This window comes from Actinoallomurus acanthiterrae (assembly GCF_054775715.1).
The window spans coordinates 1,213,572-1,236,084 of record NZ_BAAHCO010000001.1 but is presented as its reverse complement, the minus strand read 5'-3'; the positions used below and the strand labels follow the sequence as shown (position 1 = coordinate 1,236,084).

The 22,513-nt window shown below is 72.2% G+C and carries 18 protein-coding genes and 1 pseudogene; 9 read left to right on the top strand and 10 right to left on the bottom strand.

Annotated features, from left to right (window positions below):
• The first annotated feature begins 50 nt into the window (after positions 1-50).
• A complete protein-coding gene (locus tag ACYVF7_RS06070; RefSeq protein ID WP_460336126.1) occupies positions 51-1,235 on the top strand; it encodes an alpha/beta hydrolase family protein in 1,185 nt (394 codons plus the stop codon).
• 170 nt (positions 1,236-1,405) lie between these two features.
• On the opposite strand, the gene nuoH is transcribed toward ACYVF7_RS06070, so the two are convergent.
• From nuoH to ACYVF7_RS06050, 4 genes are all read right to left on the bottom strand, one after another.
• Complete coding sequence (gene nuoH / locus ACYVF7_RS06065; protein ID WP_460336124.1) at positions 1,406-2,371, bottom strand: NADH-quinone oxidoreductase subunit NuoH; 966 nt, start codon at positions 2,369-2,371, stop codon at positions 1,406-1,408.
• On the bottom strand, positions 2,364-3,038 hold the full coding sequence (locus ACYVF7_RS06060; RefSeq protein ID WP_460336121.1) for an NADH-quinone oxidoreductase subunit C: 675 nt from the start codon (positions 3,036-3,038) through the stop codon (positions 2,364-2,366). The genes nuoH and ACYVF7_RS06060 overlap by 8 nt, the downstream gene beginning before the upstream one ends.
• Complete coding sequence (locus ACYVF7_RS06055; RefSeq protein ID WP_460336119.1) at positions 3,028-4,248, bottom strand: NADH-quinone oxidoreductase subunit B; 1,221 nt, start codon at positions 4,246-4,248, stop codon at positions 3,028-3,030. Before ACYVF7_RS06055 ends, ACYVF7_RS06060 begins: the two co-directional genes overlap by 11 nt.
• A gap of 160 nt (positions 4,249-4,408) precedes the next feature.
• Positions 4,409-4,780: an NADH-quinone oxidoreductase subunit A gene (locus ACYVF7_RS06050; RefSeq protein WP_460336116.1), complete on the bottom strand. Its 372-nt coding sequence runs from the start codon at positions 4,778-4,780 to the stop codon at positions 4,409-4,411.
• Positions 4,781-5,952: 1,172 nt separating this feature from the next.
• On the opposite strand from ACYVF7_RS06050, the gene ACYVF7_RS06045 reads away from it, so the two are divergent.
• From ACYVF7_RS06045 to ACYVF7_RS06025, 5 genes are all read left to right on the top strand, one after another.
• The gene (locus ACYVF7_RS06045; protein WP_460336113.1) at positions 5,953-7,212 is read left to right on the top strand and encodes a hypothetical protein; all 1,260 of its coding nucleotides are present in this window, start codon (positions 5,953-5,955) and stop codon (positions 7,210-7,212) included.
• 143 nt (positions 7,213-7,355) lie between these two features.
• Positions 7,356-7,496, top strand: a complete 141-nt coding sequence (locus ACYVF7_RS06040) for a putative leader peptide (protein WP_460357802.1) — start codon at positions 7,356-7,358, stop codon at positions 7,494-7,496.
• 255 nt (positions 7,497-7,751) lie between these two features.
• Positions 7,752-9,590, top strand: coding sequence for a 2-oxoacid:acceptor oxidoreductase subunit alpha (locus ACYVF7_RS06035; protein ID WP_460336111.1), 1,839 nt, complete (start codon positions 7,752-7,754; stop codon positions 9,588-9,590).
• Positions 9,587-10,618, top strand: coding sequence for a 2-oxoacid:ferredoxin oxidoreductase subunit beta (locus ACYVF7_RS06030; protein ID WP_460336108.1), 1,032 nt, complete (start codon positions 9,587-9,589; stop codon positions 10,616-10,618). The genes ACYVF7_RS06035 and ACYVF7_RS06030 overlap by 4 nt, the downstream gene beginning before the upstream one ends.
• A 28-nt stretch (positions 10,619-10,646) precedes the next feature.
• A complete protein-coding gene (locus tag ACYVF7_RS06025; RefSeq protein ID WP_460336105.1) occupies positions 10,647-11,465 on the top strand; it encodes a crotonase/enoyl-CoA hydratase family protein in 819 nt (272 codons plus the stop codon).
• Here ACYVF7_RS06025 and ACYVF7_RS06020 read toward each other — a convergent pair whose 3' ends face one another.
• Positions 11,466-12,296 carry a SecDF P1 head subdomain-containing protein gene (locus ACYVF7_RS06020; RefSeq protein WP_460336103.1) on the bottom strand — a complete coding sequence of 277 codons (831 nt, stop codon included), beginning with the start codon at positions 12,294-12,296 and terminating at the stop codon, positions 11,466-11,468.
• A 648-nt stretch (positions 12,297-12,944) separates the two neighbouring features.
• Between ACYVF7_RS06020 and ACYVF7_RS06015 the strand changes: the two genes are divergently transcribed.
• Entirely contained in the window at positions 12,945-13,910 is a 966-nt protein-coding gene (locus ACYVF7_RS06015; RefSeq protein ID WP_460336100.1) for a TIGR03557 family F420-dependent LLM class oxidoreductase, read from the top strand.
• 7 nt (positions 13,911-13,917) lie between these two features.
• Here ACYVF7_RS06015 and ACYVF7_RS06010 read toward each other — a convergent pair whose 3' ends face one another.
• The 5 genes and pseudogenes from ACYVF7_RS06010 to ACYVF7_RS05990 all read right to left on the bottom strand — a co-directional run bounded on the left by ACYVF7_RS06010 (position 13,918) and on the right by ACYVF7_RS05990 (position 18,973).
• Positions 13,918-14,463: a hypothetical protein gene (locus ACYVF7_RS06010; RefSeq protein ID WP_460336097.1), complete on the bottom strand. Its 546-nt coding sequence runs from the start codon at positions 14,461-14,463 to the stop codon at positions 13,918-13,920.
• Between the two features lie 16 nt (positions 14,464-14,479).
• Positions 14,480-15,031, bottom strand: a complete 552-nt coding sequence (locus ACYVF7_RS06005) for a hypothetical protein (RefSeq protein WP_460336094.1) — start codon at positions 15,029-15,031, stop codon at positions 14,480-14,482.
• Positions 15,028-16,488, bottom strand: coding sequence for an ATP-binding protein (locus ACYVF7_RS06000; protein WP_460336092.1), 1,461 nt, complete (start codon positions 16,486-16,488; stop codon positions 15,028-15,030). Before ACYVF7_RS06000 ends, ACYVF7_RS06005 begins: the two co-directional genes overlap by 4 nt.
• Positions 16,485-17,160 (bottom strand): annotated as a pseudogene (locus tag ACYVF7_RS05995) (response regulator transcription factor). Before ACYVF7_RS05995 ends, ACYVF7_RS06000 begins: the two are co-directional and overlap by 4 nt.
• A 46-nt stretch (positions 17,161-17,206) precedes the next feature.
• Positions 17,207-18,973: a hypothetical protein gene (locus ACYVF7_RS05990; protein ID WP_460336089.1), complete on the bottom strand. Its 1,767-nt coding sequence runs from the start codon at positions 18,971-18,973 to the stop codon at positions 17,207-17,209.
• Positions 18,974-19,064: 91 nt separating this feature from the next.
• Between ACYVF7_RS05990 and ACYVF7_RS05985 the strand changes: the two genes are divergently transcribed.
• Positions 19,065-21,662 (top strand): alpha/beta fold hydrolase, encoded by a 2,598-nt coding sequence (locus ACYVF7_RS05985; protein ID WP_460336086.1) that lies wholly within the window; start codon positions 19,065-19,067, stop codon positions 21,660-21,662.
• Positions 21,659-22,507, top strand: a complete 849-nt coding sequence (locus ACYVF7_RS05980) for an ABC transporter permease (RefSeq protein WP_460336083.1) — start codon at positions 21,659-21,661, stop codon at positions 22,505-22,507. Before ACYVF7_RS05985 ends, ACYVF7_RS05980 begins: the two co-directional genes overlap by 4 nt.
• Positions 22,508-22,513: the final 6 nt, after the last annotated feature.

Below are 22,513 nucleotides of genomic sequence, written 5' to 3'. Positions count from 1 at the left end.
ACGCCATCCCGCCTCCGGGCGGGCTCTCAGAAGTCTGCGGAAGGACCAGCATGATCAAAGAGATGGTGGCCGCGGGTCTCGCGCTCAGCGGTATGCACGGCATGCAGGGCATCCCGACGGCCGCACGGGGATCGGTCGTCTCCGTCACCCGTGTCGCGCACCTGTCCCGCGACGACACGACCTCGTACCTGCGCGGTGACGGCATCACGACGCCGGTGCGGTACGGCGTCGACGCCTACCGCGTCGTGTACCGGACGGTCGACGCCTCGGGCGGCGCGACCACCGCGAGCGGCCTGGTGGCCCTCCCCGGGTCACACGCCCGCCGGCTGCCCGTCGTGGCGTACGAGCACGGCACGCTCGTGCTGAAGACCGACGCGCCGTCCACCGACGGCACCACCCGACCGGACCGCGCTCGCACGATGGCCTTCGCGGCGAACGGATACGCCGCCGTGGCACCCGACTACCTCGGGCTGGGCGAGGGGCCCGGGCGTCACCCGTACACGCACGCGCCGACCGAGGTCAGCGCCTCCGCGGATCTGCTGCGGGCGGCCGGCACACTCGCCGGGCGACGCCACCGGAGCCTGGACGGCCGCGTCCTGGTCACCGGGTTCTCGCAGGGCGGGCATGCGGCCATGGGGTTCGGCAAGGCGCTGGGCGCCGGCGAGGTGCCGCGTTTCCGGCCGGTGGCACTGGCCCCGGTGAGCGGACCGTACGACGTGCAGGGCGTCGAGACGCCGGCCGGGCTCGACGGGCGGGTCGCCCCGCGTAACGCCGTCTTCTACTTCGCGTACTGGATCACCGCGATGAACCGGATCCACCACCTATACGACCGGCCCGCGGAGGCGTTCCAGGAGCCGTACGCCGGAGTGGTGGAGGGCCTGTTCGACGGCCGGCACGACGAACAGGCGATCGCCGGCGCGCTGCCCGCCGACCCCCGGCAGTTGCTGACGCCCGCGTTCGTCGACTGGGCCCGGCAGCCGAGCGGCGCGCTGCTGCGGGCGATGCGGGAGAGCGACGGCACGTGCTCGTGGCGGCCGCGCGTCCCGGTCCGGCTCTACGCCGGAAGCGGCGATGTGAACGTGCCGATCCAGAACGCGCGGAACTGCGCTGCGCGACTCGGCGGCGCGAACGTGATCGACCTGGGCGCGAACGTCGACCACAACGCCTCGATCCGCTTGGCACTGCCGGAAATCCTGGCGTGGTTCGAGCAGATCGTCCCCGCACCGCGCGGCTGAGCGGCTGCGCCGGGCCGTCGAGCCGGCACTCGACGGCCCGGCCGTGACGCGCCATCCCGCCCAGGGGCGGGCTCTCAGAAGCGCGCCGCCCCGAGAGTATCGCCCCGCCTTCGCGGCACTGAGCGTGTCGCGCGGGCGCGATGACGGTCCACGACCCGTACGGACGTGGTTCAGCCGATGGCGATCTTGAGGATGCCGGTGAGGGCGAGCTGTACGAGGGCGAGCGGCACCAGGCCGGCCCAGGCGAGCTTCTGCAGCTGGTCCTCGCGCAGCCGCGGATAGCTCACCCGGAGCCAGATCACGACGAACGACAGCGCGAACACCTTGATCAGCGTCCAGAGCCAGCCGAACTGCTCATCGAGCACCGGCCCCTTCCAGCCGCCCAGGAAGAGCACGGTCGTCAGCGCGGACAGCACCACGATCCCGGCGTACTCCGCCAGCAAGAACAGGGCGAACCGCAGCCCGGCGTATTCGGTGTACGGGCCGAAGATGATCTCAGAGTCGGCGACCGGCATGTCGAACGGCGGGCGGCGCAGCTCGGCCAGGCCGGCGACGAAGAAGACCACTCCGCCGATCACCTGCCAGGGCAGCCACCACCATCGCCACTGGTCGACGATCGTGGAGAGGTTCAGGCTGCCAGCCGCCATCGCGACCGACGACGCCGCCAGCACCATCGGCAGTTCGTACGAGAGCAGCTGCGCCGCGACCCGCATGCCGCCGAGCAGGCTGTACTTGTTCGCGCTCGCCCAGCCGGCCATGATCGCGCCGAGCACGCCCACGCCGATCATCGCCAGCGCGAAGAACAGCCCGGGATCCATCGAGACGGCCACCTGACCGCCCGGCCCGACCGGGATCACGATCAGCGTGACGAGGTACGGGATGAGCGCGACCGCCGGCGCGAGCTGGAAGATCCGCCGGTCGGCGGCGGCCGGGATCACGTCCTCCTTCTGGGCGAACTTCACCCCGTCCGCGACCAGCTGAGCCCAGCCGTGGAACGCCCCGGCGTACATCGGGCCCAGGCGCCCCTGCATGTGGGCCATGACCTTGTGCTCGGCCTGCCCGACCAGCAGCGGCAGCACGGCGAACGCGCCGACCACCAGCAGCAGCTTGATGACGACGACCAGAACGTCAGACATCGCCGCCCTCCGGGTCGATGCCGCGCGCCCGCCGGCGTACGGGCTGTTCCGCGGGGGCCTCGCCCGCCGACGCGCCGCGACGGGGGCTCCGGCGCGCGTCCGCGGCGGGGCCCTGGCGGGCGGCGGGACCCCAGTCCTGCGGTACTCCGGGCGGCAGCATGCGGCGGCGGCTCGGCGCGCCGTGCCCGGACTCCCCCGGCTCCTTGGCCCCTGGCCAGGGTTTCGCCACCCGCGCGGCCAGCACGAACTCCTTGCGCAGCGGATGCCCCTCGAACCCGTCCGGGAGCAGCAGCGGCGTCAGGTCCGGATGCCCGTCGAAGATCACGCCGAACATCTCATGCGTCTCCCGCTCATGCCAGTTCGCGCCTCGGTAGACCGCGGTCACGCTCACCAGCCGCGGGTCCTCACGCGGCACGATCGTCCGGACCAGCAGATGGTGTCCCTGCTCCAGTGAGTGGACGTGCGCGACGATCGCGAACCCGCGCTCCAGCTCGTCGACGGCGGTCAGCCAGTCGAAGAAGCCGCAGCCGAGGTCGTCCCGCGCGAACGTCAGCGCCTCCTCCCACAGCTCCGGCGGCACGTCGACGGTCAGCATGCCGAAGGCTTCCTCGGTGTGCACGTCGTCCCCGAACCGGCGCGTCCACGCCACCGCCAGCTCAATCGTCATCGCTCAGCCCCGGAATGATGTTGTGATCGGTGTCGCCGCCCACGGGCGGCGGCTCGGCGAACCGCCGCAACCGGCCGCCCAACCGCCGCGCTCTCTTCTGCGCCGCCGTCTCGGCCTGCCCTGGCCGCTCGCCCTCCGCCTCGGTGTCTTTCTCGGTCGGCTTCGCCGCGTCCTTCTCCTCGGCCGCCTTGCGAACCTCCTCGACCGAAGGAAGCACCTCGGTCGGCTCCTCCCCGGCCGCCCGGCGAACCTCCTCCGCCGGGGGCAGGTCCCGCGTCGTCTTCGGGTCCTCGACCGGAGTCAGATCCCGGGTGGCCTCCGTGTCCTCCACGGGGGTCAGGTCGCGAGTGGTCTCCGTGTCCTCGGCGGGCGGCTCCGGCACCGGAAGATCTTGCGTCTCGGCCGACGGAGAGACCGGTTCGCCGGGCCCGGCGACGTCCGGGAAGGGGACCTCCTGCGTCTCGGTGGTGTCCTGTGCCCCGGTGGGCGCGGACGGCGGGTCGGGCGAGGGCTCGGCCGGCGGCAGCTCCTGCGTGCCGGTCGACCCGATCTCATCGCCCAGCGGGGTCAGCTTCTGCGTGGGCTGCTCGGCCGCCTCGATCTCCTCGGGCTCGGGCACCGGCGGCAGCACGAGCGGACGGCGCAGCACCGCCGGCGTCGGCGGCTTCCGTACGACCGGCGGGGGCGGCGCGACCGCCTCCGCCGTCTCCGTGTACCGCTCGCCGAGGGACTCCGCGGCGATCTTCTCCTGCAGCTTGAGGATCCCGTGCAGAAGGGCCTCCGGCCGCGGCGGGCAGCCCGGAACGTACACGTCGACCGGGATGATCTGATCGACGCCCTTCGTCACGCAGTAGGAGTCCCAGTACGGCCCGCCGCAGTTGGAGCAGGCGCCGAAGGAGATGACGTACTTCGGCTCGGGCATCTGCTCGTAGAGCCGTTTCACGGCGGGCGCCATCTTGTCGCTGACCGTGCCGGAGACCACCATCAGGTCGGCCTGCCGGGGCCCCGGTGCGAAGGGGATGACACCGAGCCGGATGAAGTCGTGCCGCGACATCGACGTCGCGATGAACTCGATCGCGCAGCACGCGAGCCCGAAGTTGAACACCCACAGGGAGTACCGCCGCCCCCAGTTGAGCACGAACTTGATCGGCTTCGGGGCGAGCCGGGAGGCGGGCCCGATACGCGGCGCGGGGAGATCGACGGCACCCATGCCCCCATTCTTACGTGTCCCGAAGCTCTGCCTCACGACAAGGTCGATGCGGATCGCGGCAAGGGGGCCGGCTCGTCGCAGCCGGCAGAACAATGCGTGTTCGGTCGGCTACTCCGCGGGATCGTCGTCTTGTCCGAGGACGACCGGTCGCCGGGACGGGTCAGACCCAGCCCAGGACGCCCTTCTTCCAGGCGTACGCGAGGCCGGCGGCGATGAAGGCGAGGAAGACGAACATCTCGCCGAGCGTCACATAGCCGTACCCCTTGGCGGAGAAGACCGTCGCCCAGGGGAAGAGAAAGACCGCGTCGACCGCGAACACGACGTACAGGTAGGCGAAGACGTAGTAGCGGACGTACGACTGCGCCCACCCCTCGCCGACGGGGTCGACCCCGCACTCGTACGTCGTGAGCTTCTCCCTGGTCGGCCGATGCGGGCGCAACGCCCGGTTGGCCAGGAGCGCGCCGCCCACGATCGCACCGCCGATCACGAACAGTACGACGACCATCAGGTAGTTCCCGTAATAGCCGTGCATGGAGATCAGCGTAATCCGATCCGCCCCGCTCCACGACCGCCCCCGCGTCGGAGCGACCCGACGGCGGCGAGCGGGACGTCCATACGTCGACAGCCTTCAGCGGCCGCGCGCCCCGCACCACCCTTCTCCACAGCCTGTGGACAACCATCGGGAGAACGGGTCGCCGGTAAGGACACCGGGGCATCGGCCCCGCGTCGTCGACGGCACGCCGACAGCGGCCAAGAGTCGCGAGGCGGCCGGAGACGTGCGTACGGGCATCGAGCGGGTAACAGAACCGCTTCCCCGCCTTGTCCGGCGATCAGGCACAAACATAGGGTCACGGCGACGAACGGATACAGGGGACTTCATTGAGCACGGATCGAGACGGCGTTCAGGGCCCGTTGCCCGAACAGCCGGACCCGGAAAAGCCTGATCGACCGGCCGAGGCCGCGCCCACCGAACCGCCGGAAGCAGCGGAGGCCGCGAATCCGCCCGCACAGGCCGAAGGTTCGGCGCAGAACGCACCGTCCGCACCCCGCGAGTCGTCCCCCGGAGAGGGAGGATCGAGCCCAGGCCGGCCGGACTCCCCAGAGCCACCGGCACAGCCCGAAGACCCGGCGCAGGCCGGAGCACCAGCGCGACCCGAAGGCCCAGCGCAGCCGGCCGAATCGGCGCCGGCCGAAACGTCGGGTCAGGCCCAGGACTCCCCCGAGCCGTCCGAGTCACCGCGCCAGGACGGTTCGGCCGAGTCGTCGGCGACGCCCGCCGAGACCGGCGTCTGGCCCGGCCAGGCCGGACCGGCCGGGCTACCGGCGGCACCGCCTGAGACCGCGGCGTGGCCAGGCCGTCCCGATTCCCCCTTCCCTCCAGGGCCTCCTGAGCAGGGGGCGGCGTGGCAGCCGCCAGGGGGAGACCAGGGTCAGCGACCGCCCGAGGGGTCGGCCTTTCCTGGTGCGCTGGGCCCTGTCGGCACGCCCGGCGGCCCAGGCGGCTTCGGGCCGCCCGCCGAGAGCCCCAGCGGACCGACGCCGTACCCGGGCGGTCAAACCGGCCCCGGGCCCTACTCGGAAAGCCCCGGCGGACCGGCACCGTACCCGGACGGCCAAGGCGGACCTGGGCCCTACGCGGACAACCCCAGCGGCCCGGCTCCGTACCCCGGCGGCCAGACCGGTCCCTACGCGGACAATCCCGGCGTGCCGGGACCGTACCCCGGTGGACCCGGTGGGCCTGGGTCGTACGCGGAGAACCCCAGCGGGCCGACGACGCCTTACCCGGGGACTCCCGCCGGCTCCGGGCCGTACGCGGGGCAGCCCGGCGGGCCGCCGGGATGGGGCGGAGGGCAGCCGTGGGGCGTGCCGCAGCCGTACGGGTTCGGGCCGCAGCCGGCGAAGAAGTCGAAGGGCCCGCTGATCGCGGTCCTGGCCGGCGGCGGTGCGCTGCTGGTCCTGCTGGCGGTCATCGCCGTCGCGGCGCTGAGCGGACCGGATGACGACCCGAAGACGACCTCGGGCAAGGCCGCGAACAAGGCCGGCCAGGCGCTCGGCCGGGCGGCCGGGGTGACGCTGACGGGGACGTACGACGGCGGGCAGTCGACGTTCAGCGTCACGAAGGCGGGGAGCGTGCGCGGCACCTACACGGCGGGCGGGTCGCAGGTCACGCGGCTCGACGTCGGCGGGACGACCTACCTCAAGGCGGACCGCACCTTCTGGGCCGGCCAGGGAGGGCTGTCCGCCGACCGGGCCGCCAAGGCGGACGGCAAGTGGACCAAGGCTCCCGACGATCTTGCCAGGCTGAACCTGACCGATCTGTCGCCGGCGCGGCTCGCGTCCGCGCTCCGGGGGGCGGTGAACGATCCACTCGCCGTACGGACGACGGTCAACGGCGTCAAGGCGATCAAGATGCGGACCGGCTCACGGACGTACTACATCTCCAAGAGCGAGCCGCGTCGCCTGCTCCGGGTCGAGGGCTTCTCGGGGTCGCAGCGGTACATGTTCGACGTCGCCGCGCTGCCGGCCGCCTCGATCACGACGGTGTTCACGGCGCTCCGCAGCGACGTGCAGGGCCTGGCGAACGCCTACGATCCCGATCTGACCGTGCTGCCGGTCAGCAAGGTGCAGTTCGGCAGCTGCGGCGAGGCGGGCTGTACGGTGCGGGCCGACATCCGTGCGACGACGGTGAGCGACTCCTCGGGGGCCGTGCACGTCACGATGAAGGTGGCGTTCAGCGGGTCCGGGGGCACCGTGGCGACGTGCACGGACGCGACGTCGACGAGCGTGAATCGCCAGACGAGCCTCTCCTGCCGGGCGAGCGGCGGGGACTGGTCGTCCTGGTACCGGTCGCACAACGGACGGTTCACCGTGCACGCGAAGGCGAATTTCGACGCGACGGTGAACTCCTCCTCCGACGTGAACGGGCTGCTGGGCAAGCTGGAGCAGGAGCAGCGCACGGGCTGAGACGGGGCCGCCGCCGCGCCGGCCCCGACGATCCACCGGCCGCCGCGATGATCCACACCGACGGCCGGGACCGCGGCGCCGGCGGCCTCGCCGTCGTCGCGGGGCCGTCGGCCTCGTGCCGATGATCTGACGTGCCCGGTGACATGCCGTGGCCGCCCCGCTTCGAGGAGGCCCCAGGGCGAGGCCCTATAGTTCGGCACGTGTCCCCGCTCCTGCTCTTCGCACGGCTGCACGTCGACCTCTGCCGGTCGGCGAGCGCCCTGTGTCCGGGATCGGCGGCCTGATCCGGCCGCCTCTCGCGGCGCGCCGAGGCGCCTTCGCATGCATGGCTATGCCCTGACCTGGGAAATCAGTACGGTCGGGGACGTCGACGGGGCGGATCACTCGGCGCTGCGACGCATCTCACAAGCCTGGCTCTAGCAGCCGATGTTGAAATATCCATGTGATCCGGGACGTAGCATGAAGGTAAGCCTAAGTGGCACGTCGGACGCGGATGCCTCCCTCCGCCCGAGTGCCGCTCGTCGAGGAGGTCCTGCTCTGTGACCAAACAGGTCCGGCAACTCGACCGCGTCATCATCCGTTTCGCCGGTGACTCCGGTGACGGCATGCAGCTGACCGGCGACCGCTTCACTCAGGAGACGGCCGCCTTCGGCAATGACCTGTCAACACTGCCAAACTTCCCCGCCGAGATCCGCGCGCCGGCCGGCACGCTGCCCGGCGTGTCCAGCTTCCAGCTGCACTTCGCCGACCACGACATCCTCACGCCGGGTGACGCGCCGAACGTTCTCGTCGCGATGAACCCCGCCGCGCTGAAGGCCAACGTCGGTGACCTGCCGCGCGGCGCGGACCTCATCGTGAACACCGACGAGTTCAGCAAGCGCGCCCTGGCCAAGGTCGGGTACGCCACGAACCCCCTCGAGGACGGCTCGCTCGACGAGTACCGGGTGCACTCGCTGCCGCTGACGTCGATGACGGTGAAGGCGCTCGAGGACTTCGACATATCCAAGAAGGACGCCGAGCGGGCGAAGAACATGTTCGCGCTCGGTCTGCTGTCCTGGCTGTACCACCGGCCCACCGAGGCGACGGTCCGTTTCCTCGAGGTGAAGTTCGCCAAGAAGCCGGAGATCATGAAGGCCAACATCGCGGCCTTCCAGGCGGGCTGGAGCTACGGCGAGACGACCGAGGCGTTCTCGGTGTCGTACGAGGTGAAGCCGGCGACGCTGCCGCCGGGGCTGTACCGCAACATCTCCGGCAACATGGCCCTGGCGTACGGGCTGATCGCCGCGAGCGTACGGTCCGGGCTGCCGCTGTTCCTCGGCTCGTACCCGATCACTCCGGCCTCCGACATCCTGCACGAGCTGTCCAAGCACAAGCGGTTCGGCGTGCGCACCTTCCAGGCCGAGGACGAGATCGCGGCGGTGGGCGCCGCGCTCGGCGCGTCGTTCGGCGGTGCGCTCGGCGTGACGACCACGTCCGGTCCGGGCATCTCGCTGAAGAGCGAGACGGTGGGCCTGGGCGTCTCGACGGAGCTGCCGCTGGTCGTCATCGACGTGCAGCGGGCGGGCCCGTCGACGGGCATGCCGACCAAGACCGAGCAGGCCGACCTGCTGCAGGCGCTGTACGGCCGCAACGGCGAGGCGCCGGTGCCGGTGGTGGCGCCGAGCACGCCGTCGGACTGCTTCGCGGCCGCCATCGAGGCGGCGCGGATCGCGGTGAAGTACCGCACGCCGGTGATCGTGCTGTCCGACGGTTACCTCGCGAACGGCTCCGAGCCGTGGCAGGTGCCCGACGTCGACTCGCTGCCGGAGATCGAGCCGGCGTTCGCGCAGGCGGGCGAGGAGGAGTTCCAGCCGTTCAAGCGCGACCCGGACACCCTGGCGCGGCCGTGGGCGGTGCCGGGCACGGCGGGGCTGGAGCACCGCATCGGCGGCATCGAGAAGGCCGACGGCAGCGGCAACATCTCCTACGACCCGAACAACCATGACCTGATGGTGCGGCTGCGCCAGGCCAAGATCGACGGCATCGCCCGCGACATCGCGCCGCTGGCCGTCGACGACCCGTCGGACGACGCGCGCGTGCTCGTACTCGGCTGGGGCGGCACGTACGGCGCGATCACCGCGGCGGTGCGCCGCATCCGCAACTCCGGAGAGCAGGTCGCGCAGGCGCACCTGCGCCACCTGAACCCGTTCCCGGCCAACCTCGAAGAGGTGCTGCGTTCGTACGACAAGGTGGTCGTGCCGGAGATCAACCTGGGTCAGCTCGCGCTGATCCTGCGCGGTCGCTACCTCGTCGACGTGATCGGCTACAACCGCGTCCGCGGCCTGCCTTTCAAGGCGGAAGAGCTCGCGGACGTCATCCGGGATGTGATCAGCTCATGAGCGACCCCCTCGCCCTCGTTCCGAAGGACCCCGAGCGGCAGACCGCGAAGGACTTCAAGACCGACCAGGAGGTCCGCTGGTGCCCCGGGTGCGGTGACTACGCGATCCTCGCCGCCGTGCAGGGCTTCCTGCCGGAGCTCGGCCTGAAGCGGGAGAACGTCGTCTTCGTGTCGGGCATCGGCTGCTCGTCGCGGTTCCCGTACTACATGAACACCTACGGGTTCCACTCGATCCACGGGCGCGCCCCGGCGATCGCGACCGGGCTGGCGTCCTCGCGCCCGGACCTGTCGGTGTGGGTGGTGACCGGCGACGGCGACTCGCTGTCGATCGGCGGCAACCACCTGATCCACGCGCTGCGCCGCAACGTCAACCTGAAGATCCTGCTGTTCAACAACCGGATCTACGGGCTGACCAAGGGCCAGTACTCCCCGACGTCGGAGGTCGGGAAGATCACCAAGTCGACGCCGCTGGGCTCGCTGGACTCCCCGTTCAACCCGATCTCCCTCGCCATCGGCGCGGAGGCGTCGTTCGTGGCCCGGACGATCGACTCGGACCGCAAGCACCTGCAGTCGGTGCTGCGGGAGGCCGCCCAGCACAACGGCACGGCGCTGGTGGAGATCTACCAGAACTGCAACATTTTCAACGACGACGCGTTCCTGCCGCTGAAGGACCCGCAGACCCGCGACGACGTGACGGTCCGGCTGGAGCACGGCGAGCCGATCGTGTTCGGCGCCGACGGCGAGAAGGCGCTGCGGCGGTCGGCCTCCGGTTCGCTGGAGGTCGTGCCGGCGGACTCCCCGGACATCGTGGTGCACGACGCCAAGAACCCGGACCCGTCGCTCGCGTTCGCGCTGTCGCGGCTGGACTCGCCGACGTTCGAGCACACGCCGATCGGGATCTTCCGGCAGGTGGAGCGCCCGTCGTACGACGAGCTGATGCGCACCCAGATCGACGAGGCCGTCGCCCAGCAGGGCACAGGCGACCTGGCCGCCCTGCTCGGCAGCGGAGACACCTGGCGCATCGACTGACCCATACCGTTCCGCCCGCACGCGAATCATGGAATCGTTCGGTGTCATGAGCGTGCGGGTGGAAAAGCAAGGGCCCGTGACAACAGTGGTGCTGGCCCGTCCCGAGGTGCGTAACGCCGTGGACGGGCCGACCGCGCGGGCGCTGGCGGAGGCGTTCCGCGCGTTCGACGCCGACGCGGAGGCGAGCGTCGCCGTGCTGTGGGGCGAGGGCGGCGCGTTCTGCGCGGGCGCCGACCTGAAGGCGCTGGGCACCGAGCGCGGCAACCGCCTCGATGCCCCGAGCGCCGGAGCCTCCGCCCACGACGTGTCCCACGCCGCCGAGGGCCCGATGGGCCCGACCCGGATGCGGCTGTCCAAACCGGTCATCGCGGCGATCAGCGGACACGCCGTCGCGGGCGGGCTCGAGCTCGCGATCTGGTGCGACCTGCGCGTCGCCGAGGAGGACGCCGTCCTCGGGGTGTTCTGCCGCCGCTGGGGCGTCCCCCTCGTCGACGGCGGCACCGTACGCCTGCCGCGCCTGATCGGCACGTCCCGGGCGACGGACCTGATCCTGACCGGCCGCGCCGTGCCGGCGCCCGAGGCGTACGACATGGGCCTGGTGAACCGCGTCGTGCCGCACGGGCGGGCGCGGGAGGCCGCGGAGGAGCTGGCCGCGCAGATCGCCGCGTTCCCGCAGGCCTGCCTCCGGCACGACCGCATGTCCCTCATCGAACAGCAGGGGCTGGAGGAGGACGCCGCGATCTCCAATGAGTTCCGGCACGGCAGGGCCGTGTTCGGGGAGACCGGCCTGGCCGACGTCCAGCGGTTCCGCGACGGCGTGGGCCGCCACGGCTCGTTCGACGGCTGATCAGACCGACAGGGGTGTGCGCGAGGCCGTCGTCTTCGTGGTCGCGCCCGGGGTCGCCGACTGTGTGGGCGAGGTCGTCGAGGAGTTCGGGGGCGTCGTCGTCGAGTTCGGCCCCGTGCTGGACGGCCCCGTCGGTGGGGTCGTCGGCTGCCCGGTGGGCGGGGCGGTCGTCGCCGGAGGTTGCCAGGTCGGCGCCGGCGAGGGCGCCGGCACCGCCTTTCCGTCCTTGAGGCGGGCGACGATGTCCTCGGCGGCGATGCGGGTGAGGTTGCCGGTGATGAGCACCCGTCCCTTGGTGATGGGGGCGTCCACCCGGGGCGCGGCCACGACCTGCTCGCGGACGGTCAGCGCGAAGGCCCGCCCCGCGGCATTGCGGGTGAGGTTCTTCAGCGCCCTGCCGTCGGCCGGGGTCAGGCTGAGGGAGACGGCGTATCCGCCGGCCTTGGCCCGCTCGACGTGGATGTCGTTCACCCGCTTGATGGTGATGCCGGTCGCCAGCTCGTAGCAGACGGTGCCGACGCTGCTCTGGCCCGCGATCCCCTGCACGCCGGCCGGGCACTGCTGGCCGACGAGCTGCTGGGTGACGGGGTAGATCTTCAGCGGCGAGGGGAACCGCGCCGGGTGCTCCGTCGAGAACGCGACGATGAGCGTCCCGGTCAGCGCGATCGCGGCGATGACCAGCCACAGGATGAGGACGATCGCGATGAGCCGTGGGGATCGCCCGCCGGCCCGCCGCGCGGTCCCCGCGGCCGGCTTGCCGCCGGTGCGCCCTGCGGCGCCCTCGGCCGAGCCGTGATCCGGCCGACCGCCGCCGCGCCGCCCGATCCGCATCACCGACCTCCGATCCTTCCCCGTGGAGGACGGTTCGCCGCCGCCGGTGGTTGTCGTGTCGGCGCGAACCGGCGGCATGGGGGCCGGAGTCGGCGGCAGCGGCCGCGTGGCGGTGCCCGCCGTCTCCGGGGCAGGTCCGGTGGTCTTGGCTCCGTTCGCCGACGCCGAAGGCAGCGTGCGCGTGGCGCCCGTATCGGCGTGGGCCGTCGGCTCCGCGGCAGGCGGGGACGGAGGCATCGGACGTGTCGTGCCGGCCTCGGCGTCGCCGGCGGCTCCGGGGAGTGCCCGTGCGGGGAGGCCGGTCGGCGGGCGGACCGGTGAACCGCGAACCTCAAGGTGTCGTCTCCTCCGCGTGGGGGGCGGGCGGAAGTCTCGCCTGGATCAGGTCATCGTCAAGTCAATCGCATCATGGGGAAGGCCCGGCGCGCCAGGGTCGCGGGCGGCGTACGGCGGCGTGTCCCCGTCCTTCTCCATCGCGCCGACGGACGTCCCTCGACCGCACCGGGTCGACCATCCCATGTTTTCGCTGGTCTTGTCCGGGTAGCCGCCGGAAAGCACGATCCGGCCTCGCCTCGCGGGACGCCCCGACGACGCCCGGAAGCCCTGGAGAAAGACGCCCCGGAAGTCCTGGAGAAAGGAGAAGGAACAGTGGTTGCCATCGGATACACGATGATGTGCGAGCAGGCGCGTCCGGACCAGCTGGTGCGCGACGTCCGGTCCGCAGAGAACGCCGGATTCGATTTCTCGGTGATCAGCGATCACTACTTCCCGTGGCTGGCCTCGCAGGGCCATGCGGGGTACGCGTGGTCGATCCTCGGCGCCGCGGCGCAGGCCACGGAGCGGATCCCGCTGATGACCTTCGTGACGTGCCCGACCATCCGCTATCACCCGGCGATCGTGGCCCAGAAGGCCGCGACGATGCAGATCCTGTCCGGCGGGCGCTTCCGGCTCGGCCTGGGCGCCGGGGAGAACCTGAACGAGCACGTCGTCGGCAGGCCCTGGCCGATGGCGAGCGTCCGGCACGAGATGCTGAGCGAGGCGATCGAGGTGATCTCGGCGCTGTTCGACGGGGGGACGATCGACTACCGGGGCGACCACTTCGATGTGGAGGCGGCCAGGCTCTGGGACCTGCCCGACGAGCGGGTGCCGATCGGCGTGGCGGTGTCGGGGCCCGAGTCCTGCCAGCTGGCGGGCGAGCAGGCCGACATCATGATCGCCACCGAGCCGAAGGGGGAGCTCGGGGAGATGTTCGAGGCCGCCGGTGGTGCCGGCAAACCGCGCATCGGCCAGGTCGCCGTCGCGTACGACATCGACCGGGAGGCGGCGGTGAAGCGGGCGCACGAGCAGTTCCGGTGGTTCGGGCTCGGCTGGCCGGTCAACGCCAACCTTCCCGCGACGAGCGCGTTCGAGTCGGCGAGTCGGTTCGTGACTCCGGAGCAGGTCGGCGAGCAGCTGCCGTGCGGGCCGGACGTCGACGAGTACGTCGAGAAGATCAAACCGTTCGTCGAGGCCGGTTTCGACGAGGTCGCCGTGGTGCAGATCGGCGCCGAACATCAGGACTCCTTCATGCCCTGGGCCGAACGCGAACTGCTGCCCGCGCTCCGGTCGCTCTGAGGGCCGGTCAGGAGCCCATCAGGTCCTTGTACCGGGAACACTGCCGCTCGTCGTCGGCGAGGGACACCCAGCCCGGCGGCGGATGCTGGAAGTCGGACCAGGGCTGGCCCTTGCCGGCGCCTTCATATGCCCAGCCGACCAGCTCCACGTGGCGGATGTCCGGCTGGGCGATGCCGGAACACACGATCTGAGCCCTGACCAGTCGCGGCAGCACCACGTCCCGGTAGTAGTCGACGACGAGCGTCCCCTGGCTGACCTTGATGTCGAGCAGGGTGACGTTCTCCAGGGGGTTGGATATGCCCCCCGCGACCTCCGTGGACGTCGCCCCGCGGCTCCACAGGTCGTACAGCGCGGCCTGTGGTGCCCCGGGGAACGCGACGCGGCGAACCGGGACCAGCCGTCCGTTGCGCGCCAGGTACACGGTCGTCTGGGGAACGGCCTGCTGGGCCACGACCGGGTCCCCGGCTCCGATCACCCCGGTCGGCCGCACCCCGCAGGCGGTCAGCAGCGCGGCCAGGACGAAGGGGACCACGAAGGGCCGGACTCGTCTCATTCGCTCTCCCCTGCGGTCAGCCGGCGAGGTACCGGCGGAACGAGGAACACCGCAGCGGCGGCTCGTTCAGCGACGCGCTCGGATAGGCGAGCAGGACGCGCTGGACGCCGGGCTGCGCCGTCCCGGAGCACACGATCTGGGCCCGGAGCAGGTCCGTGACCGGCCGGACGGGGGAGAACGAAGCCAGCAGCATTCCCCGTGCCTCCCTCTCGAAGGTCGCGTGGAAGGAGGCGAGGTCCGCCATCGGATTCGACATGCCCTGTGCTTCCTCCGGGATCTTGGCGCCCTGTTCCCACAGGGCGTTCAGCGCGGCCTGCGGGGCACCGGGGAACGCGACCCGGCGCACGGGGACCAGCCGCTGGCCACGGGCCAGGTAGACGGTCGTCTGCGGCACGGCCTGCTGGGCCACGACCGGCGCTCCGGAACCGATCACCCCGGTCGGCCGCACCCCGCAGGCGGCGACGAGAAGCCCGGCGAGCATCGGCAGACCGTGGCGGAACCGCGCGAGCGGCAGGCTGTGGCGGAAGCGTGCCGGCCGCAGGCCGGCATGGAACCGTGCGGGCGTCATGCGGTCTCCACCGGGATGTCGGGGAGCCACAGCTCGAACGTCGTGCCCGTGTCGGTGTCGAGGAGGTGCAGCTCGCCGCCGTGCAGCTCGGCGTTGGCGCGGGCGATGGCCAGGCCCAGGCCGCTGCCCTCGCTCCGCGTCCGCGCTGCGTCGGCCTTGTAGAACCGCTCGAAGACGTGCTTGCGCACGTCCTTGGGGATGCCGGGACCGCTGTCGGAGACGCGGAGCCGGATGCCGGGCCCGTTCGGCACGTACGAGCGGCGCAGTCGTACGGTGACCGGCGGTTCGCCGTGTCTGAGCGCGTTGCCGACCAGGTTGGCCAGGATCATGTCGAAGCGGCGGGGGTCGACGCGGGCGCGCAGCTCCGGGACGAGCTCGGTCTCCACCTTCTCCTGCCAGTCGCGCAGCCGCAGGCTCTGCCGGATCAGCTGCGGCACGTCCACGTCGTCCAGGACGAGCGCCGCCGCCCCGGCGTCGAACCTGCTGATCTCCAGCAGGTGGCCGATCAGGGTGCGCAGCCGGCGCGTCTCCTCCGCCACGAGACCGGCGGCCGTCGCGGCGCTCCCGGTGGCCTCTTCCTCCAGCGCGTCGGTGACGGCGGTCATCGCGGTCAGCGGCGTGCGCAGCTCGTGGGACACGTCGGCCACGAAGCGGCGGGCCGAGCGTTCCATCTCGCGCAGCTCGGTGACGCTGGCTTCCAGGGCCTCGGCGCTGGAGTTGAAGATCCGGGCGAGGCGCGCCAGCTCGTCGCGGCCCCGTACCTCGACCCGCCGGTGCAGGTCTCCGGCACCTAGTCCCTGGGCGGCGGCGGCCAGCCGCCGGACGGGCCGCAGCACGCTCCGCGCGGCGAGCAGGGCGAGCAGCAGGGCCACGAAGACGGCCGCGCCGCCCCCGACGGCGACCGAGGTGGCCATCCGGTCGAGGTCGTCGCGTTCCCGCGTGAGGCTCACGATGACGTACGCCTCGATCGGGCTCGCGACGCGCGAATTAGTGGTCGGCAGGTAGACCGGCGTGCCGACGATCAGGTACGGAATGCCGTGGAAGCTGATCCGCTGGAAGTAGATCTGCTGCCCTCGCAGCGGCCGGGCGAGGTCGTCGTGGCGGCCCGCGCCGCGGACCGAGGCGATCAGCTTGGGCGGGATGCGGAGATGAGTGAACTTCGCGCCGCTCGTGGCCCATCCTCCGGGCTCGTTGCCGAGCACCCAGGACTGGCGGCCGGGCTGCCGGGCCAGGGCGTTACTGATCGGCTGGAGGAGGTCGGCGGTCAGCGTCATGTCGGGCAGCTGCGTCGGCACGGTCTGGGCCAGGGTGATCCGCACGTCGTTGACGACGGCGTTCTGCACCCGCTCGAGCATCGCCAGCCGCACGAGCCAGTAGGCGATCCCCGCGGTGATCGCCGAGGCCAGCAGCGCCACGGCGGCGAACGCCGCGACGAGCCGTGTGCGCAGGCCGATCATGGGGCGACGAAGCGGTAGCCGAAGCCGCGCACGGTCTCGATGAACTTCGGCCGGGACGGCACGTCCTCGACCTTCGACCGCACGCGCTGGACGGTGGCGTCCACGAGCCGGGAGTCGCCGAGGAAGTCGTGCTCCCAGACGGAGGCGAGGAGTTGCTGACGGGTCAGCACCTGTCCCGGGTGGCGGGACAGCTCGAGGAGGAGCCGGAGCTCGGTGGCGGTGAGGTGCACGTCCTGGCCGGCCCGCCGCACCTTCATCGTTCCCCGGTCGATGACCAGGTCGCCGTAGGTGGAACGGTCCCCCGGGTCGCGCTCGACCCGGCGCAGCACCGCCCGCAGCCGCGCGTCGAGCACCCGCGGCTCGACCGGCTTGACGACGTAGTCGTCGGCCCCGGCCTCCAGGCCGACGACCACGTCGATGTCGTCGCTGCGGGCGGTGAGCAGAATGATCGGCAGTGAGTCCTCCGCGCGGATCCGCCGGGCAGACCTCGACCCCGTCGATGCCCGGGAGCATGACGTCGAGGATGACGAGCTCCGGGCGCTGCGTGCGCACTTGCTCCAGCCCCAGCTCGCCGGTCTCCCGGGCGGTCACGGAGTGTCCGAGCCGGGACAGCGCGAACTCCAGAGCCGCCCGTGCGGAAGGGTCGTCCTCCACCAGCAAGATTGTCGCCACGGGGCCCATTATCAAGACCGTCGGCGCAATGGTCAGAACAAAAGGATCATGTCACAACTCTGTGACAGGACGAACTTTTCCAGGCCGCCCAGGGTGCGGGGGACGTTCCGGACGCCGTGACCCGCCAGCCGGCCGGGTGCCGCGGCCACGACGTCGCAGGCGCCGCACCGCCCGTCACCGGCACGATCACCATGCAGGTCCCCGTCGGCGGCTGCCCGTTCGCCGCGTGGAAGAAGGTGAGCGGCGTCCACCAGACCTGGTACGCCTGCCGGACCCACACCCGCCAGGTCAGGCTCGCGTCGACCGCCACCCCGCCGTACCCGGGGCCGGCCCGGAAGATCGGCTCGCGTGGCGGCAGCCAGGGCTTCGCGATGACGGCGGCGGCGACGAGGTTGAACGCCGCGAGCCCCACGGCGATCGTCCACGCCGAGCGAGGCGTGAACGCCACGGCGACCAGGACGCCCAGCAGCGCGAGGGCCGCCAGGGAGGCCGTGCCGAGCCGCAGTGCCGTCCAGTCCCAGGTCAGGAAGCACGTCTCGGGGAAGTCGAAGGCGATGAAGTTGTAGTCGGTGAGCCGGTCCCCGGCGTAGATCGCCGCGGACAGCCCCGCGCCCGTGCACACGACGCCCGCCGCGAGGGCGTACCCGACGAGGGACCGGCGCCGCCGCATGAGCACCGCGAGGCCGCCCAGCGCGTGCGCCACGGCGAGACACGCCAGGTAACGGCCGTAGAAGTAGTTGCCGACCCGGTGCTCGTCCGGCAGCGCCGCCGAGGACGCCAGGGCGGTCCCGAAGGTCGCGGCCAGCAGCACTCCGGACATGACCCGGGACTCCGGGTCGCTCCAGGGCCGCCACAGCGTACGGGCGGCGGCGATGAGGCCGATCCCCGCCAGGCCCCACGTCGCGACGACGAGGTACCAGATCTGACCGGCCGCGCCGAAGACCGCCCACTCCAGGCCCCCGACCGTGGTGAGCCGCGCCGACAGCAGCCCGCCGAGGTCGCGGACGCCGTGCGGATAGAGCGCGGCCCGTACCGCGCCGTTCAGCGCCCAGCCCGCGGCTGCCGCGGCGAAGGCGACGGCCCCCGAAACCAGCGCCGCCTTTACCGCCGGACGCCGCGTGACGAGGCCGTACGTCACGATTCCCGCCACGACGAGCAGGTGCACGGCGAGGATCACGGTGCCGCGCGCGTGCGTCGTGTAGGCGTAGGCCGCGGCCAGGCTCGCCAGTGAACCGGCCACCGCCACACGCCGCCCGTCCGTGCCCTGGAACCAGGCGCGGACGAACGAGTGCAGCGCCAGCAGCCAGCCGAGGATGAGCGTCGGCAGCACCGCGTCGGTCAGCGCGAGCGGGCCGAACACCGTCGCCGCGGGCAGCAGCGCGGCCGCGAAGGCGAGCACGTACGCGTGCGGCCGGGGCAGCCGCATCCGGCGCAGCGCGACCAGGGCCAGCGGGAAGATCGCGGCGCCGACGAGGGCGTTGATCCCCAGCACGATCCGGTAGCAGGTCTGCGGATCGTGGCTCAGCCAGAACGCCGGGCTGACCAGCAGCGGGTATCCGCCCTGGTAAAAGGTGCTGCCCGACAGGTCGCCTCCCGGACCGCCCGCCAGCCACCGCGCGGCCAGCAGATAGCCGCTCTCGTCGGGGAACGCCGCCGGGACGCTCTGCCCGCCGGTGAGGACCAGCCGGATGCCGACCTGGGCCAGCCAGCCCGCCAGGACGAGCAGCGGCCAGGACGGCCGCCGCGTGCGGACCGGCGGCGACGGCCGCGGCCGGTCCGGCGTCCGGACGTCGAGGGTGCTGGAAATGGTCATGCCGACCAAGATCGCGAGTGAGTGTCATGGCGCCGTCCGCACGATGTCCGCGTTCTGTTACACGGGCCGGCTATGGCTAGGGTCTTGCTTCATGAGGCGGGGACGGTGGGCGGCGGTCGTCGGTGCGATGGCCGTCGCCGGGGGCATCACCTGGGCGGCGTCGGGCGACGCGCCGCGCGTACGGACGTTCGACCAGCGCATCCAGGTCGTGGACGGCCCGAAGAACGACCAGCACGTCGGCCTGGACACCACGTTCTTCGCGCAGGCCGGCGGGGGACGCGCCCCGGCGGTGCTGCTCGCACACGGGTTCGGCGGCAGCAAGGACGACACGCGGGACGAGGCCGAGCGGCTGGCGCGACACGGGTACGCCGTGCTCACCTGGTCGGCGCGCGGCTTCGGCCGCTCGGACGGCGAGATCACCCTCGACTCCCCCGACTACGACGTGAAGGACGTCCGGCAGCTGATCGATTGGCTGGCCCGCCGCCCGGAGGTGCGCCTCGACGGCCCCGGCGATCCCCGCGTCGGTCTCGCCGGCCAGTCGTACGGCGGCGGGATCACCCTGCTGTCCGCCGCGTACGACCGGCGTATCGACGCCATCGCCCCGCAGATCACCTGGTACGACCTGGCCGACTCCCTGTTCCCCGACGCCACGGGCAAGGGCGCGGTGAACGGGGTGTTCAAGAAGGTCTGGGCCGGCGTCTTCTTCACCGGCGGCGCGTCGTCCACAGCCTGTGGACGATTCCTGCCGTCGCTGTGCGCGATGTACCAGAAGGTCGCCGAGACCGGGCGGCCCACGCCCGAGGCGATCGCGACCCTGCGCCGGTCCAGCCCCTCGTCCGTGGCCGGCCGGATCCACGTCCCCACCCTCCTCGTCCAGGGCCAGGCGGACTCCCTGTTCCCCCTCGACCAGGCCGACGGCAACGCACGCGCGATCACCGGCGCCCCGGTCAAGGTGGTCTGGTTCCAGGGCGGTCACGACGGCGGCGACCCGGAGACCGCGCGCGTCCGCGACCTCGTCACCGGCTGGTTCGACCGCTACCTGAAGGGCGGGCCCGCGTCGGCCTCGGGCGGCTTCACCGTCACGCGCACCGGCGGCATCGACTCCTCCACCCAGCGCGTCGTCGTCACCGCCGCGACCGCGCCCCGCTACCCCGGCCTGTCCGGGACCACCCGCCGTACGCTCCCTCTCGGCGGGCAGGAGCAGACGATCCAGAACCCGGCCGGCGGCTCCCCCGCGTCGATCTCCACCCTGCCCGGCCTCGGCGCGCTCGGCGGCGTGAGCGGCTTCGGCACGGGCGGTGCCCAGCTCGACATGCCCGGCCAGTCGGCGGCGTTCGACACCGAGCCGCTCGCCGCGCCCGTGCAGCTGACCGGGTCGGCGCACGTACGCGTCCGGGTCGCCAGCGGCCCCGCGACGCTGTTCGCGAAGGTGTACGACGTCGGGCCGGACGGCCAGGCCGAACCGGCCCGCCGCCTCGCCGCGCCCCTGAACGTCACCGGCACGGCGGACGTCGCGCTGCCGCCCATGGACCACCGCTTCGACCAGGGACACCGCATCCGCGTCGTGTTCGGCACCACCGACATGGGATACGCCTCACCGGCACGGCCCGCCTCGTACCGGGTGTCCGTGGACTCCCCGCTGACCGTCCCCGTCGACCCGGCGCTGCGCACGCCGCCGACGCCGCTGCCCTGGTGGGTCTGGGGTCTCCCCGCGATCGCCGTGGCGGCGGCCGTGGTCCTGGTCGCCACCGGGCGCGGGCGGCGCCGGCGCGGCGACGAGCGCGGCGACCCCGCGGTGCCGCTGGAGATCGCCGGGCTGACCAAGCGGTACAAGAACGGCCACCTCGCCGTGGACGACCTGTCCTTCCGCGTCGAACCCGGACAGGTCTGCGGCCTGCTCGGCCCGAACGGCGCGGGAAAGACGACCACCCTGCGCATGCTCATGGGCCTGATCCACCCCGACGCCGGCCAGATCCGCATCTTCGGCGAGCCCGTACGCCCCGGGGCGCCGGTGCTGTCCCGGCTCGGCTCGTTCGTCGAAGGACCCGGCTTCCTGCCCCACCTGTCCGGCCGCGACAACCTGGAGCTGTACTGGAAGGCCGCCGGGCGCGGCGAGGCGTACCTCGACGAGGCCCTGCGGATCGCCGGACTCGGCGACGCGATCCGCCGCCCCGTCCGCACCTACTCCCAGGGCATGCGGCAGCGGCTCGCCATCGCCCAGGCCATGCTCGGCCTGCCCGACCTGCTCGTCCTCGACGAGCCGACCAACGGCCTGGACCCACCGCAGATCGCCGAGATGCGCGAGGTCCTCGTGCGGTACGCCGCCGAGGGCCGCACCGTCATCATCTCCAGCCACCTGCTCGCCGAGGTCGAACAGACCTGCACCGACGTCGTCGTGATGCACCGCGGCACGCTCGTCGCCGCAGGTCCCGTCGCCGAGATCGCCGGCCACGACGGCTCCGTCCTGATCGGCACCCCGGAGGTCGACCGCGCCATGAGCGTGCTGACCGCACTCGAGGGCGTCGAGGGCGCGGAGCCGTACGACCCCGGCGTCCTGGTGCGCCTGAACGGCTCCGCGCCGTCGGCCGTCGTCGCGGCACTCGTCAGCGCCGGCGTCCCGGTGGACCGCGTGATGCCCCACCGCCGCCTGGAGGACGCGTTCCTCGCTCTCATCGGGGAGGGATCGTGAGCGCAGACGTCACCTACCGCAGGCGCCGGACGCTGCCGCTGCGCGTCGAGGCCGTCCGGCAGCTGCGCCGGCGCCGGACGTGGATCGCGTTCGCGGTGCTGCTCGTCCTGCCCTGGGTGCTCGCCGCCGCGTTCAAGATCGGCGGCTCGCCGTCGGCGAACGACGCCAACACCCCCGGCCTCGTCACGGTCGCGACGGCCGGCGCGCTGAACTTCACGGCGTTCACGCTGTTCGCGTCGTCGGGCTTCCTGCTCGTGGTCGCGGTGGCGCTGTTCTGCGGCGACACCGTCGCGAGTGAGGCGGGCTGGGCGTCCCTGCGCTACCTGCTCGCCGCCCCGGTGCCGCGCACGCGACTGCTGCGCCAGAAACTCATCGTCGCCCTCACGTACGCGGCCCTGGCCGTCGTCAGCCTGCCCGTGATGGCGATGATCACCGGGATCTACGTCTTCGGCTGGGCCCGCCTGCGGGTCCCCGGCGGCGACGTCGCCCTGCCCAACGGCACCGCCCTGACCCGGATGCTGATCATCGTCGGCTACATCCTGGCCTCGGAACTCGTCGTCGCGGCGCTGGCCTTCCTGCTGTCGGTCACCACCGACTCGCCCCTCGGCGCGGTCGGCGGCGCGGTGGGCCTCGTCATCGTCAGCAACATCATCGACGCGGTCACCGCACTCGGCCACTGGCGGGAGTTCCTGCCGACCCACTGGATATTCGCCTGGACCGACGCCCTCCAGCCCCACCTGGAGTGGACCGGCATGATCAAGGGCGCGGCCCTGTCCGCGTCGTACGCCACCGTGTTCCTCGCCCTGGCCGTCCGCCGCTTCCGCTCCAAGGACATCGTGAGCTGACCCCGC